The organism is Stenotrophomonas sp. YJH_SMC_105-26 (assembly GCF_059368915.1).
In genome coordinates this window covers 710,653-724,816 of record NZ_JCAFSD010000001.1, presented here as the reverse complement: position 1 = coordinate 724,816, position 14,164 = coordinate 710,653, and the positions used below count along the sequence as shown (strand labels likewise).

General features: G+C 66.4%; 13 protein-coding genes. 8 read left to right on the top strand and 5 right to left on the bottom strand.

The features are described from left to right. Nucleotides 1–131 precede the first annotated feature (131 nt). The 4 genes from AC5P7F_RS03420 (at nucleotide 132) to AC5P7F_RS03405 (ending at nucleotide 3,463) form a co-directional block, all read left to right on the top strand. The gene (locus AC5P7F_RS03420) at nucleotides 132–434 is read left to right on the top strand and encodes an Mpo1-like protein (RefSeq protein WP_164077967.1); all 303 of its coding nucleotides are present in this window, start codon (nucleotides 132–134) and stop codon (nucleotides 432–434) included. Between the two features lie 157 nt (nucleotides 435–591). Beyond that, on the top strand, nucleotides 592–1,704 hold the full coding sequence (gene gcvT / locus AC5P7F_RS03415; RefSeq protein ID WP_164077966.1) for a glycine cleavage system aminomethyltransferase GcvT: 1,113 nt from the start codon (nucleotides 592–594) through the stop codon (nucleotides 1,702–1,704). Between the two features lie 93 nt (nucleotides 1,705–1,797). Beyond that, the gene (gene gcvH / locus AC5P7F_RS03410; RefSeq protein ID WP_014648082.1) at nucleotides 1,798–2,193 is read left to right on the top strand and encodes a glycine cleavage system protein GcvH; all 396 of its coding nucleotides are present in this window, start codon (nucleotides 1,798–1,800) and stop codon (nucleotides 2,191–2,193) included. A gap of 775 nt (nucleotides 2,194–2,968) precedes the next feature. Continuing rightward, nucleotides 2,969–3,463: a hypothetical protein gene (locus AC5P7F_RS03405; RefSeq protein ID WP_014648081.1), complete on the top strand. Its 495-nt coding sequence runs from the start codon at nucleotides 2,969–2,971 to the stop codon at nucleotides 3,461–3,463. A 124-nt stretch (nucleotides 3,464–3,587) separates the two neighbouring features. On the opposite strand, the gene AC5P7F_RS03400 is transcribed toward AC5P7F_RS03405, so the two are convergent. Next, nucleotides 3,588–4,481 carry a LysR substrate-binding domain-containing protein gene (locus AC5P7F_RS03400; protein ID WP_049441315.1) on the bottom strand — a complete coding sequence of 298 codons (894 nt, stop codon included), beginning with the start codon at nucleotides 4,479–4,481 and terminating at the stop codon, nucleotides 3,588–3,590. 114 nt (nucleotides 4,482–4,595) lie between these two features. On the opposite strand from AC5P7F_RS03400, the gene AC5P7F_RS03395 reads away from it, so the two are divergent. Continuing rightward, nucleotides 4,596–5,354 carry an SDR family oxidoreductase gene (locus AC5P7F_RS03395; protein ID WP_164077965.1) on the top strand — a complete coding sequence of 253 codons (759 nt, stop codon included), beginning with the start codon at nucleotides 4,596–4,598 and terminating at the stop codon, nucleotides 5,352–5,354. Nucleotides 5,355–5,456: 102 nt separating this feature from the next. Here the strand turns inward: AC5P7F_RS03395 and AC5P7F_RS03390 are convergent, their stop codons facing one another. Next, the gene (locus AC5P7F_RS03390; RefSeq protein WP_032960851.1) at nucleotides 5,457–6,857 is read right to left on the bottom strand and encodes a serine hydrolase domain-containing protein; all 1,401 of its coding nucleotides are present in this window, start codon (nucleotides 6,855–6,857) and stop codon (nucleotides 5,457–5,459) included. A gap of 284 nt (nucleotides 6,858–7,141) precedes the next feature. On the opposite strand from AC5P7F_RS03390, the gene AC5P7F_RS03385 reads away from it, so the two are divergent. Both AC5P7F_RS03385 and AC5P7F_RS03380 read left to right on the top strand, forming a co-directional pair. Next, on the top strand, nucleotides 7,142–8,470 hold the full coding sequence (locus AC5P7F_RS03385) for an NTP/NDP exchange transporter (RefSeq protein WP_164077964.1): 1,329 nt from the start codon (nucleotides 7,142–7,144) through the stop codon (nucleotides 8,468–8,470). Nucleotides 8,471–8,546: 76 nt separating this feature from the next. Next, a complete protein-coding gene (locus AC5P7F_RS03380) occupies nucleotides 8,547–8,897 on the top strand; it encodes a DUF1304 domain-containing protein (protein ID WP_032960857.1) in 351 nt (116 codons plus the stop codon). 479 nt (nucleotides 8,898–9,376) lie between these two features. Here the strand turns inward: AC5P7F_RS03380 and AC5P7F_RS03375 are convergent, their stop codons facing one another. The 3 genes from AC5P7F_RS03375 to AC5P7F_RS03365 all read right to left on the bottom strand — a co-directional run bounded on the left by AC5P7F_RS03375 (nucleotide 9,377) and on the right by AC5P7F_RS03365 (nucleotide 13,311). After that, nucleotides 9,377–9,844, bottom strand: coding sequence for a hotdog fold domain-containing protein (locus AC5P7F_RS03375; protein ID WP_014648075.1), 468 nt, complete (start codon nucleotides 9,842–9,844; stop codon nucleotides 9,377–9,379). Between the two features lie 75 nt (nucleotides 9,845–9,919). Beyond that, the gene (locus tag AC5P7F_RS03370) at nucleotides 9,920–12,397 is read right to left on the bottom strand and encodes an acyl-CoA dehydrogenase (protein WP_481462567.1); all 2,478 of its coding nucleotides are present in this window, start codon (nucleotides 12,395–12,397) and stop codon (nucleotides 9,920–9,922) included. Beyond that, nucleotides 12,394–13,311 (bottom strand): alpha/beta fold hydrolase, encoded by a 918-nt coding sequence (locus AC5P7F_RS03365; RefSeq protein WP_014648073.1) that lies wholly within the window; start codon nucleotides 13,309–13,311, stop codon nucleotides 12,394–12,396. Before AC5P7F_RS03365 ends, AC5P7F_RS03370 begins: the two co-directional genes overlap by 4 nt. Before the next feature lie 153 nt (nucleotides 13,312–13,464). Between AC5P7F_RS03365 and AC5P7F_RS03360 the strand changes: the two genes are divergently transcribed. Beyond that, entirely contained in the window at nucleotides 13,465–14,067 is a 603-nt protein-coding gene (locus AC5P7F_RS03360) for a TetR/AcrR family transcriptional regulator (RefSeq protein WP_005418411.1), read from the top strand. Nucleotides 14,068–14,164: the final 97 nt, after the last annotated feature.

Genomic DNA, 14,164 nt, shown 5'->3' with positions numbered 1-14,164 from the left:
GCGCTACAAAGGCCAAGGCAGCCGAGCATGGCTCGGCTCTACAACGGCCGCCGGGCCATGCCCCCAAGCGCGCAGCGCTGCATCCCGGTAAGGCGCATGATGGCAGTGACCACGGCCCCCGGAGCACGCGCATGTCCCGCTTCGCCAGCTTCCGCGAGTTCTATCCGTTCTATCTCAGCGAGCACCGCCACCCGGTCTCGCGGCGCCTGCATTTCATCGGCAGCTGCGGGGTGCTGCTGCTGGCTGCGGCTGCCGTGTTGCGCGGCCAGCCGACGCTCCTGCTGGCCGCGCTGTTCTGCGGTTATGGATTCGCCTGGGTCGGCCACGTCTTCTTCGAGAAGAATCGCCCGGCCACCTTCCGGCATCCGCTGTATTCATTCATGGGTGACTGGGTGATGTTCGTCGACATCCTGCGTGGGCGGGTGCGCCTGTAACAGGCGGTTGCGGGGAGCGCAGCCATTGCCTCGCCCGAAAGGGAAAGGGCGCGGCGGACCGCGCTTCCGCTTCCACGAACCGCTGCGCTGCGGCACGCCTGCGGGCGACCGATCTGGGATAATGGGAATTCCTGTTTCCTCTGCTGCCGGACCGGTCATGACCCAGAAGACGCTGCTCAACGATACCCACCGCGCCCTTGGCGCCAAGATGGTCGATTTCGGGGGTTGGGACATGCCCATCCACTACGGCTCGCAGCTGGACGAACACCACCTGGTGCGTCGCGAAGCCGGCGTGTTCGACGTCAGTCACATGACCGTGGTCGACCTGCGCGGTGACCAGGTCAAGCCGTTCCTGCGCCGCCTGCTGGCCAATTCGATCGACAAACTGAAGGTGACCGGCAAGGCCCTGTACTCGTGCATGCTGAATCCGCGCGGCGGCGTCATCGACGACCTGATCGTCTACTACCTGGGCGACGATTTCTTCCGCATGGTGGTCAATGCCTCCACCCGCGAAAAGGACCTGGCCTGGCTGCGTGAGCAGGCGGCACCGTTCGGTGTTTCCGTCGAGCAGCGCCCGGACCTGGCCATCCTCGCCGTACAGGGCCCGCAGGCGCGCGACATCGTGATCGGCCTAGCCCGCGATGCCGACCGTGCAGCACTGACCAAGCTGGGCCGCTTCGCCGCCCTGCAGGCGCAGTCCGACGACGGCGTCGAGTTGTTTGTCGCCCGCACCGGCTACACCGGTGAAGACGGTTTCGAGATCCTGCTGCCGCAGGATGCCGTGGTCGCCTTCTGGAACCGCCTGCTGGCGGCAGGCGTGAAGCCGGCCGGCCTCGGTGCGCGCGACACCCTGCGCCTGGAGGCCGGCATGAACCTGTACGGCCAGGACATGGACGAAGAGATCAGCCCGTATGAAGCGGCACTGGCCTGGACCGTGTCGCTGGACGAAGGCCGCGACTTCATCGGCCGCGACGTGCTGGAGGCGCAGAAGGCCGCCGGCACCGCGCGCCAGATGATCGGCCTGGTGATGGACGAGAAGGGCGTGCTGCGCCACGGCCAGGCGGTGACCACCGCTGGCGGCCAGGGCGAGATCCTGTCCGGCACCTTCTCGCCGACCCTGGCCAAGGGCATCGCCTTCGCCCGCGTGCCGGCCGGTGAACTCGGCGAGGTCACCGTCGACATCCGCGGCCGGCAGGTGCCGGTGCGCGTGGTCAAGTTCCCGTTCGTGCGCGAAGGCCAGGCCCAGCCCGGCGTGCTCGCCGACGCCTGATCCGAACGTGCCGGTCGTCACTGACAGCAGTGGCGGCCGGTTGGTTACACTAGCCCCGTTTTTTCCACCCCTGCATATCTCTGGAGCAGTCCCATGAGCGAGATCCCCGGCGACCTCAAGTTCCTCAAGTCCCATGAGTGGGCCCGTGTCGAAGGCAATGGCCGCGTCACCGTCGGTATTTCCGACCACGCCCAGGGCCTGCTGGGTGACCTGGTCTACGTCGAACTGCCGGAAGTCGGCGCCGACGCCAAGGCCGGCGAACAGATCGCCGTCGTCGAGTCGGTGAAGGCCGCCTCGGACGTCTACAGCCCGATCAGCGGCAAGGTCGTCGAGGTCAACTCGGCCCTGTCCGACAAGCCGGAAACCATCAACGAAGATGCCTACGGCGAAGGCTGGATGTTCGTGATCGAACTGACCAACGCCGAAGAGGTCAACGAGCTGCTGGACCCGGACGCGTACGCCGAAGCCCTGGAGAACGACGACCACTGAGTCGTCGTTTCCGGATTCTGGAACGGCCACCTTCGGGTGGCCGTTTTTGTTTTGGCGACCGCGTCGGACTCATGACGCGGGGTTCGCTGTGCACCCTCGGCGTGGCATCAGCCGACAGGCGAACGGTGCCGATGGGCGTGCGCAGTTTTGCGCAAATCCGCGTTTCAGCCCCGCGCCGAAGCGTTCGAATGTGAAAACTTTTCGCCCCCCGTTGCGGCGCCGTTGTGCTGGCGTTGGCGGCGGTGCCGGTGACCACCGACGATGCGCGTACGCCGTTGTGCCTTGCCTGCGCCTGTCTACGCGGAGTGCTTATTTCAAGTGTTTTTTGATCAACGCCTGCATTGGCATCGATGCAGGCAACGTGCGTGCGCGCCGCTTCCACCGTCGTTGCAGGCCGTGCAGAGTGGTGGCGCCGGCGGCGCCCGGGAAGGCGCGGATGTGAAAATTTTTCGCGGGGGTTGTTGACAGTAAAAAAAACCGTGATTAGGTTTCGCCTCAGCAGACCTTGCCTGCCCAACCGAGTGCGCAGAATCAATCGTCCGATGCGAAGCAGCCCCTTCAAGACCACCGCGACCCTGATGACGGTGGACATGGCCCCGCTTCCCCCGGAGAAATGCAAGGCAACTCCCGTTCCGATGCCCGCTCCGCCGATCGAGGCGGGCATTGCCGCATCCGTAACGGCGCGCCTGACGCGCCGGCGGTCCCCGCACGCAGCATCCGCGGGTTTGATCCAACTGGGCGTTTCAACTCCCTATCACTGACGAGGAGCCATCCCATGGCAACCAAGAAAGCTGCGAAGAAGAAGCCCGCCGCCAAGAAAGCGGTGAAGAAGGTCGCGAAGAAGGCCGCTGCCAAGAAGGCAGTGAAGAAGGTCGCGAAGAAGGCAACCGCCAAGAAGGCAGTGAAGAAGGCTGCGAAGAAGGTCGCCAAGAAGACCACTGCGAAGAAGGCAGTGAAGAAGGCGGCGAAGAAGGTAGCCAAGAAGTCCGCTGCCAAGAAGGCCACCAAGAAGGTTGCCAAGAAGGCCACCAAGAAGACTGCCAAGAAGGCCGCGGCGCGCAAGCCGGCCAAGAAGGTCGCGAAGAAGGCCACTGCCAAGAAGGCCGTCAAGAAGACCGCCAAGAAGGCAGTGAAGAAGACCGCGAAGAAGGCCACCAAGAAGGCTGCCCCGAAGAAGGCAGCGAAGAAGGTTGCCAAGCGCAAGCCGGCCGCCCGCAAGAAGAAGGCCGCTCCGGTCGCTCTGCCGGCAACCCCGGCGCCGCTGATCTAAGTACTTCCCGATAGCCGCATCCTGAAACCCCCTTCCCTGGCTGCCCAGCGGGGAGGGGGTTTTTTTATGGGCCACTTGTAGCGTCGAGTCGAGCCAGGCTCGACCGCTTTGCTGACGGTCGGCGCTAGCCGTGCGGCGCCGCTGGAAAGCGCTCCATCAGGAAGTCGAGGAAGCTGCGCAGGCGGGTGGAGTGGTAACGGTCGTGCGCATAGACCACGTGCATCGGCCGACCGGCCTGACCGTATTCCGGGAACAGCTGCACCAGACGCCCCGCCTCGACATCGGCGGCCAGCAGCAGCGTCGATTGCAGGACGATGCCAAGGCCGTGCAGCGCCGCCGAACGCAGCGCTTCGCCATTGTTGATCTGCAGTCGGCCGTCGGGCACGTGGTCGAGCTCGCCAGCGTCGTCCTGCAGCCACTGGGCAAGCGCACTCGGTTCGAACGACAGGCATTGATGGCCGGCAAGTGCGTGCACGGTGCGTGGCGTGCCATGCCTGGCCAGATACGCCGGCGAGGCGCACATCATCAAGCGATAGGGGGCCAGTGCTCGTGCCACCAGCACGCTGCTGTCGGCCAGCGTGCCGATGCGCAGTGCCGCCTCGAAGCCCTCTTCGGCCAGGTCGACCACACGATCGGTCAGCGTGGCTTCGACCCGGACATCCGGATGACGGGCCATGTACTCGGCCAGCGCCGGTACCAGCGCGTGTGTACCGAAGATCACCGGTGCGCTGATGCGCAGCGTGCCCGCCGGTGAGAGCTGCTGGTGCTGCGCCTGCGCGTCGGTTTCCTCCACCAGGCGCAGGATCTCCTTGCAGCGCGCGTAGTAGTCCTCGCCGAACGGTGTCATGTGCTGGCGCCGGGTGGTACGGCTCAACAGCTGCATGCCCAGCCGGGCTTCCAATGCGCGCAGGTGCTTGCCGGCCATCGTTGCCGAGATATCCATCGCCGCGGCTGCCGCACTGAGGCTGCCCTTGTCCACGATCAGCACGTAGACCTGCATGCTCTCCAGCAGGTTCATCTGACACCCCGGGTGTTGAATGCTGAAACCTGCGTGGAGTTTATCAATCAGGGGTGATCAAACAGCATGTCGTGCACGGACCGGATTCGCCGGCCACGCTGACAGGAGAACACCATGGACTTGAAGCTTGCTGGCCGTACCGCGTTGGTGACGGGCGCGGCCAGCGGCATCGGTGCCGCCGTCGCCAGGCAGCTGGCGGCCCAGGGCGTGCGCATTGCCATCACGTCGCGGCAGCGGGCACCGCTGCAGGCGCTGGCGGCGCGGATCGAAGCCGAAGGCGGCGCTGCACCGGTCATCGTGGCCGGCGATGTCACGGTTGCCGGCGACCTCCGGTACATCGCGGACGCATCCCGTGAGGCATTGCAGCGTGTCGACATCCTGGTCAATGCCGCAGGCGGTTCCCGGCCGACCACGGTCGATGCCGATGACGATATCTGGGAGGAAGCGATCGCCCTGAACTTCTCCGCCGCACGACGGCTGACCCAGGCGCTGTTGCCCGGCATGCAGGCGCAGGCATGGGGACGGGTGATCAATTTCAGCGGTTCGATGGAACCGCGCGCGGTGAACGCGGCCACCGCGGCGAAGGCGGCATTGCACCTGTGGAGCAAGGGCCTGTCGTCGGAGGTGGCGGGGCAGGGCATCACGGTGAACGCGATTGCACCGGGGCGCATCAACAGCGCGCAGATCCTGGACCGCCTGCACCCCACCGAGGAAAGCAGACGCGCGTTCATTGCCCGCAACATCCCGATCGGACGCTTTGGTGAACCGGAGGAAGTGGCGCCGCTGGTGGCGTTCCTGGCCTCGCCGCTGGCGGGTTACATCACCGGTGCGGTGATTCCAGTGGACGGCGGCATGCACTACTTCGCGCACTAGCGCTGCGGAACTGCAGAGCCGAGCATGGGCTCGACGCTGCAACGGCCAACAAAAAGGGCGACCGATGGGCCGCCCTTCGCACACACGGTCGAGCCCGCCTGGTCAGCGCGGCGAAGCCACCGCGCGGTTGCCCGAGGCGCCCTTGCCCTTGCGCTTGTCCTGCTGCGCCGGGCTTGCGCCCTCGGCCATCAGGTTGTCGCTGCCGAAGTCGGTGTCCACGTCCAGCCAGCGCTGCGCCGGCAGGCCGAGCGCCGAGTCGAGCACGGTCGGCAGCAGGCCGCTGGGCAGGCCGCTTTCGCCATTCCAGAGGATGGCGATGCCGAGGTCACGTTCCGGCACCAGCGCGACCAGGCCGCGATAGCCCTGCACGGCACCTGCATGGAACACCACGTCGTGGCCGGCGTAGTCGAAGGTACGCCAACCCAATGCGTAGCCCGCCGAGTGCAGGCGCTCACGGCGCCAGCCTGAACGCATCTCGCCCGGCGTGTTGATCAGGCTCGAATGCAGGGTGGCCAGCAGCGGTGCCGGCAGCACGTCGGGGCGATGGCCGGTGTGGGCCAGCAGCCACTGCGCCATGTCGCTGGCGCTGGCGTTGACGCCAGCCGCCGGAGCGACGCGGTAATAGGTGGGCTTGGGCGTCAGCGAGACCCAGCCGTTGCGGCTGCGCACGTGCGGACGCGCCCAGCGCGAGCTGGCCTGGATGCCGGCCAGGCCGAGACTGGCATCATTCATGCCCAGCGGCTTGAAGATGCGGCGCTCGACCGACTGCTCGTAGAAGCTGCCCGAGGCCGCATAGACCACGTCGCCGATCAGGCTGAAGGCCACGTTCTGGTAGGCGTAGCAGTCGCCCGGCAGGCATTTCAGGCTGGTGTTGGCCAGCTTCTGGGTCAGCGCGTAGTACTCGGCGTTGCCTTCGATGTCGCGGTCGTAGGCGTTGTACGGCAGGCCGACGCGATGGCTGAGCACGTCGGCCACGGTCAGGCGGTCGGTGGCTTCGGGCGAATTGAGGCGGAAGCCCGGCACGTAGTCGGTGACCTTGCTGTCCCAGCGCAGCGTGCCGTCGTTGACCAGCAGGCCGGCCATGGTGCCGGCGAAGGCCTTGGACAGCGAGGCCAGGCGGAACACGGTGTGCGCATCGACCGGCAGCGGGTTGTTGACGTCGGTGACGCCATAGCCACGCGCGCTGAGAATGCGGCCGCCCTGCACGATCGCCACCGCCATGCCTGGCACGCGCTCGCCATAGGTCAGCTGCTGCGCCATCGATTCGATGTTGGCGACGTTGAAGCCAGCCGCCGGCGCCTGGACGCGCGGCACCAGACCGGTGCGGTAGGCCGCAGGCTGGGTGTGGGCGACGGTGGCAGCCGTCGCGGATTCGATGTTGGTCGGCATCGGCGGCAACGCCGGCGGTGTCTGCGCGGTGGTGGACAAGGCAACGGGCATCAACATGCCCAGCAAACCGGTGGCCGCCGAACGGATCGGACGACGCAGGCTGTTCTTTTTCATCGGTTGGACCCGTGCGCGACTGCTGATGGCGATTCTAGCGCCGCTTTTCCCCTGTGCACAAACAGAGCGAAGATGAATGCGCATCTTGTTGAAAAAGTTGGAATTTTGACGCCCCGAAAGTGTGTATCGGAACGTGTCGTCCAGGCCGGTCGTCGCGTCCGTCCGCAGGCGCGAGGGCGCGTCACGCTGGCGATGTTGCAGTGCATTGGCTAACGTACGCGCTTCACCGCCCCGGAGCCTGCCATGCTGCTGTCCAACCGCCGTCTGTGGGCGAGGGGCGCTGCATGAGCGCTGCATCGGGCAAGGGGCCGCTGCAGGGCCTGGCGGCGGCGCTGCGCGAGTCGCCGGCGCTGTGGTGGTCGTTCCTGTACTTCTTCTGCCTGCTCAGCGGCTACTACGTGCTGCGCCCGGTGCGTGAGGCCATGGCCGCCTCGGCGGACCTGGAAACGGTGTTCCCGCCCGTGCTGATCACCTGGTTCGCCAGCCATGGCATCGCGTTGAAGGACTTCGTCCTGCAGTTCCTGTTCTCCTGCGTGTTCGTGATCATGCTGGTGCTGCAGCCGGTGTACGGCTGGCTGGTCAGCCGCTTCCCGCGCCGTGTGTTCCTTCCCGTGGTGTACGGCTTCTTCATCGTCACCCTGCTGGGGTTCTACGCACTGTTCGACAGTCACGTGCCAGGGCGGGGCATGGCCTTCTTCCTCTGGATGATGGTCTTCAACCTGTTCGCGGTGGCGGTGTTCTGGAGCTTCATGGCCGACGTGTTCTCCAACGCACAGGCGCGTGCCTACTACGGCTACATCGGTGCGGCCGGCACCGTTGGCGCGTTCCTCGGCCCGTTGATCACCAGCGCGCTGGCCCAGCGCGTGGGCATCGCCAACCTGATGCTGGTCTCGGCAGCATTCCTGGTCGTGTGCCTGTTGTGCATCTGGCGGCTGCGGCATTGGGCGGTGCTGCGCGAACGCGAGCAGCAACTGGTGTCCGGCGAGCAGCCGATGGGCGGCAGCGTGCTGGACGGCCTGAAACTGATCGTGCGCGAGCCACTGCTGCGCTGGCTGGCGGTGATGGTGGTGTTCGGCGTGGGCGTCGGCACGCTGCTGTACAACCAGCAGGCCAGCATCGTGCGCGCGGCGTTTACCGACCCGGCGGCCAGTACCGCGTTCTTCTCGCGCATCGACCTGGCGGTGAACGCGCTGGCGCTGCTGATGCAGGTGGGCCTGACCCGCTGGCTGCTGTCGCGCCACGGCATCGCGCCGGCGCTGCTGATTCCCGGTTTCGCGATCCTGATCGGCTTCTCGGTGCTGGCAGCCTCGCCGATGCCGTTGATGGTCGCGGTGGTGCAGGTGATGACCCGCGCCAGCGAATTCGCACTGGCCAAGCCGGCGCGCGAAACCATCTACACGCGCGTGGACCGGCAGTGGCGCTACAAGGCCGGCGCGGCGATCGACACCGTGGTGTACCGCGGCGCGGACCTGGGGTTCACCTGGATCCACAAGGCACTGACCCTGTTCGGTTCGCACGTGGTGTTCATCGGCGGCGTGCTGGTGGCCGGCTTCATGACCCTGGCTGCATTCGGCGTGCTGCGCGAAGAAAAGAAGCTGCCGCGCGACCGTTGATTTGCCGGGGTCAGAGCCCTTTCCCGTGAGGAAAGGGCGCTGACCCCATTCTCCTTCCCTGTCCAAGGAACCGCACATGTACTGGATCGCACTCGCCCTGACCTTGCTGGTCGCACTGCTGCACGTCTATTTCCTGGTGCTGGAGATGTTCCTATGGACCCGCCCGCTGGGCCTGAAGACCTTCCGCAACACACCGGAGAAGGCCGGGGCCACGCGCGTGCTGGCGGCCAACCAGGGCCTGTACAACGGCTTCCTGGCGGCAGGCATCGTGGTGGGGCTGGTGATCGATCAGCCGGTGCTGGTGACGTTCTCGCTGGCCTGCGTGGTGGTGGCGGGGTGCTATGGCGCGTACAGCGTGAGCCGCCGTATTTTCATGATCCAGGCGATGCCGGCGATCCTGGCGTTGGTGTTTCGCGCGCTGGCGTAGTTTCCAGCCAACGGCGCAGCCCCTCGTGGGTTGGTCGCGTGGAGCGGGTCATGTGTTGGGTGTGGCGGGTGGGCCGTGCAGGGGACGCTGCAAGTACGTCCATGTAAGCTCGATGGCGCCATCCATGGCGCCAACGCCCCTGAACGGCCCACCCGCCACACCCCTGACAGTTTCAGGGCGCGGCCAGCCCACGGAGAAGAAAAAGAAGTTCAAGAGCAACAGCAACAGCAAAAAGCGGCCGGTGGGCCGCTTTTGCTTTTGCTTCTGCCCTTCTTTTTTCTCTTGCGTGGGTGGACGCCGCAGAGATGCGTCCGAGGCTGGGGGCGGTGGGTTCGCGGGGGTGTCCGCGGCATGGATGCCGCGGCCAAGCCCCCAGGGATGGGTTCACGGCGTCCCCCGCGAACCCACCGTCCCCAGCCTAACCAGGGCTTTCCGCGATCAACCGTCCACCCACGAGGGGCTGCGCCGTTCGCGGGAACCTACTTCGCCGGCGACAACCACATGTCGATCACCGCGCTGAACACCTCCGTGCCCGCACGGTCGCGCACGCTCACCGTCACCGGCAGCGCATAGCCCTCGGCCGCGACGACAATCGGCTGTGCTGGCAACGCCACCGCCTGCAGCGTGCCACGTGCCTTGGCCAGGTACTGCACCTGCATCCCCTTCGGGATCCAGCGCATGCCCTTCGGCAGCGATGCATCGACCATCAACCCGGCGGTCAGTTCGGCCAGGTTGCACATCGCGATCGCGTGCACCGTGCCGATGTGGTTGCGCACCCTGCGGCGGTCGGCCAGCGTGCCTTCGCAGCGGCCGTGTTCCAGGCGGGTGATGCGTGGCGCGATGCTGGCGAAGTAGGGCGCCTTGAAGCACACCGCGCGCGAGAACAGCCAGGTGCCGGCGGGCCAGCGCTGCAGCCGGTGGTAAAGCGAGAGCAGGGGCGTGGACATGGTGGGTATTCCGGTCGGCGGATAAAGCGACGGCGGGCCGAGGCCCGCCGTCGAAGCAACGCGTGTCGCGGGCGATCAGGCTGCCTGCGAATGCGGGTCCTTGTGCTGGCGGTCGTAGTAGCTGGCCGCGCGCAGTTCGTGGGTGTCGAAGTCGTCCACGGTGATGGTGTCCAGGGTCAGCGTGCGCAGCTCTTCCAGCAGGCTGCGCTCATCCTGGGTGATCACGCCCTCGGCCACGGCTTCGTCCAGCTGCGCCTTGAAGTCCAGCGCCTCGATGCCCTTGCTCTTCAGCGCCTTCAGGAACTTGCGCTCCACCGGCTCGGCCATGATCGCCTTGCTCAGGTAGCTGTTGATACGGCCGCCCGGGTTGTTCTCGCACGGGGTCAGGAACACGCCACTGGCCAGACGGTCGCGGGCTTCATTCGGCGCCATCAGCAGGGCGGCGACACGACGGCTCAGGCGATCGCCCGGAGCCTCGGCACGACGGCCCAGCGGGAAGATCAGTGCCCACATCAGCCAGCCGATCGGACGGATCGGGAAGTTGCGCAGTGCGGCCGACAGCGACTCTTCGATCTTGTGCACGCTGTCATGGAAGGCCCAGGCCAGCAGCGGCTGGTCGGCCTGCGGTGCGCCTTCGTCGTGGTAGCGCTTGAGCATGGCGCTGGTCATGTAGACGTGGCTCAGCACATCGCCCAGGCGGCCGGACAGCGATTCCTTGAACTTCAGCTTGCCGCCGAGGGTCATCATCGAGATGTCGGCCATCAGCGCCAGGTTGGCCGAGTAGCGGTCCAGCTTGCGGAAGTAGCGGCGGGTATAGGCGTCGCCCGGGGCGGCACCGAAGCGCGCGCCGGTCAGGCCGAACCAGAACGAACGCACGGCATTGGAGATGCCGAAGCGGATGTGGCCGAACAGGCTGCGGTCGAAGTCCTGCAGGCCGGCGCGGGTATCCGGATCCTGCGCGGCCTTCATTTCCTTCAGCACCCACGGGTGGCACAGGATCGCACCCTGGCCGAAGATCAGCAGGCTGCGGGTCATGATGTTGGCGCCCTCCACGGTGATCGCGATCGGCGCGGCCTGCCAGCTGCGGCCAGCGAAGTTGCGCGGCCCCAGGATGATGCCCTTGCCGCCGATCACGTCCATCATGTCCGAGATCACTTCGCGACTCATGGTGGTGCAGTGGTACTTGGCGATCGCCGACGGCACCGACGGCACGTCGCCACGGTCAACCGCGGCGGCGGTGGCCTGCGACAGCGCACTGATCTTGTACGCCTTGCCGCCGATGCGGGCCAGCGCTTCTTCCACGCCCTCGAAGCGGCCGACCGACAGGCCGAACTGCTTGCGGATGCGCGCATAGGCGCCGGTCACCGCGGCACCGGCCTTGGCACCACCACTGGCGGTGGACGGCAAGGTGATCGAGCGGCCCACGGCCAGGCACTCGTTGAGCATGTTCCAGCCCTTGCCGGCCATGGCCGCGCCACCGATCAGCTGGGTCAGCGGAATGAACACGTCCTTGCCGCGGATGGGGCCGTTCTGGAACGTCGAGTTCAGCGGGAAGTGGCGACGGCCGATTTCAACGCCGGCGGTGTCGCGCGGCAGCAGGCCCAGGGTGATGCCGATGTCGCGGGTATCGCCGATCAGGCCATCCGGGTCGTACATGCGGAACGCCAGGCCGATCAGCGAAGCGACCGGGGCAAGGGTGATGTAGCGCTTGTCGAAGGTGAGCTTGACGCCGAGCACCTGCTCGCCGTTCCACTCGCCGCTGCAGACGATGCCGTAGTCCGGGATCGAGGTGGCGTCGGAGCCGGCGAACGGACCGGTCAGGCCGAAGCAGGGCACTTCGCGGCCATCGGCCAGGCGCGGCAGGTACTGGTCCTTCTGTTCCTGGGTGCCGTAATGCACCAGCAGTTCACCCGGGCCCAGCGAGTTGGGCACGCCGACGGTGGAGCTGACCACCGAAGACACCGACGCCAGCTTCTGGATCACCTTGTGGTGGGCCAGTGCGGAGAAGCCCAGCCCGCCATATTCCTTCGGGATGATCATGCCGAAGAACTTGTTCTTCTTGATGAAGGCCCACAGTTCCGGCGGCAGGTCCGCATGGACGTGGGTGATTTCCCAGTCGTTGACCATCGCGCACAGCTCTTCCACCGGGCCATCGAGGAAGGCCTGTTCCTCGGCGGTCAGCTGCGGCTTGGGATAGTTGAGCAGGATGTTCCAGTCCGGATCACCGGTGAACAGTTCGCCCTCGAAACCGACCGAACCGGTTTCCAGTGCGATGCGCTCGGTCTGCGACAGCGGCGGCAGCACCTTGCGGAACACCTTCATCATCGGGCCGGTCAGCAGCGGCTTGCGGATGAACGGCAGCAGCAGCGGCACGGCGATGACGGCCAACACGGCGGCCGCGACGATCGTGGCGGTCTGGTTGACGTAGGGAATGAACCAGCAGGCGGCCAGCAGGGCCACGCTGATCAGCGTCCAGGTAACCAGCCGCATGCGGTGGTAGGCGACGAACGCGCCTGCCAGCAGCAGGGCGAGGAAGGGAAGAACGATGCTCATGAGCGTGCTCCGGTGACGTGCTCGTTTGTGGCGGACGAAGCCGCAGCGTCCGCTGCGGGCAACACGTCCAGATAGTCCAACACAGTAGCGGTAAAGGCGTCGTTGTCATCGCCGGCGACCATATGGGTGGCCTGCGGCAGCTGCACATGGCGCGCATGCGGCGCCAACGCCAGGAACTCGGCCACGGTCTGCGGCGTGACCAGGTCGCTGCGTCCGCCGCTGACCAGCAGCAGCGGGCACTTCACCTGGCGCGCGGCCTCGGCCAGTGCGTCCTGGTGCTGTTCGCTGTCGCGGGCCAGTTCGGCCACCAGGCGCGGATCCCAGTGCCAGCGCCAGCGGCCGCGGCCGTCCTCGCGCAGCAGCGCACGCAGCGACTGCTCGGATTTGCGCGGACGGTGCGGCATGTACGCCGAGATCACGTCGGCGGCCTGGGCCAGCGAAGCGAAGCCGTCGGGATGGGCGGTCATGAAGGCGAGGATGCGCTCGACGCCGGCGGTATCCCAGCGCGGGGTGATGTCGACCAGCACCATCGCCGAGAACAGGCCGGGCCAGCGCGACTCGGCCAGCAGGCCGAACAGCCCGCCCATCGATGCGGCAACCAGTACCGGCGGGCGCGGCTGCTCGCCGGCCAGCACGATCAGGTCATCGGCGAACTGTTCGCCGTGATAGGGCAGGTTGGCGGCATTCCAGTCCGAATCGCCGTGGCCGCGGGCGTCGTAGGCCAGCGTCTGCAGGCCGGCGGCATTCAGTGCGCGGGCAGTGGCATTCCAGGCGTGGCGGGTCTGGCCGAAGCCATGCGCGAACAGCACCCGGCCGCGCCGGCCATGGTCGCTGGCGGTGGCTGCCAGGCGGGCGCCATGGGCGGCGTCCAGGCGCAGGTCATGGAACGCAGCGGGAGGTGGGGACGTAACCATACTTGCTAGTATGGATCGGTTCGGGGGGAAGTCAATACTGCACGGTATGGTGCGCTGCGGAAGTCCCCTGAATGGACCTCGCCTGGGAGGCTGCGACGGTTTCGACCGCAACCGCGTACTGCAACGAACCCCGGCGTATGGTTAAATCAGACCATGAATCAACCTGACGCTTCCGCCGGCGAACCGCGCGCCGGCCGCAACAGCCGCCTGAGTGCCGAAGACTGGGCCCAGGCGGCCCTCGATCTGATTGCTGAACAAGGTGTCGGCGCCGTCGCGGTGGAGCCGCTGGCACGGCGACTCGGCGTTACCAAGGGCAGTTTCTACTGGCATTTCCCTTCGCGCGATGCATTGCTGCAGGCGGCGCTGGAGCGCTGGGAACTGTTCGAACAGGAACAGGTGTTCGGCAGCCTGGAAGACGTGCCGGATCCGCGCGTGCGCCTGCGCCAGCTGTTCCAGATGGTGGCGCATGAAGTGCAGCCGCACATCATCTACAGCGAGCTGCTGAAGGCACTGGATCATCCGATGGTGCGGCCGGTGATCGACCGCGTCTCGCAGCGCCGCCTCGATTATCTGGTCGCCTCGTTCCGCCAGGCCGGCCTCAGCTCGACCGATGCGCGTCATCGGGCCCGCCTTGCCTACGCCGCGTATGTCGGCTTCCTGCAGTTGTCGTTGCAGCTGCAGCAGCCCAAGCAGGCGCGCGAGGATTTCGAAGCGTACGTCGAGCATCTGATCGAGACGCTGATTCCGAACGGATGAGCGCCCGGGAATGATGTCGAAGGAAGGCCGCGGCGACACCGCGGCCTTTTTTGTTGCGCGCCGGCCAGCCTCCGTCCATGGCACACAAAGAACAACG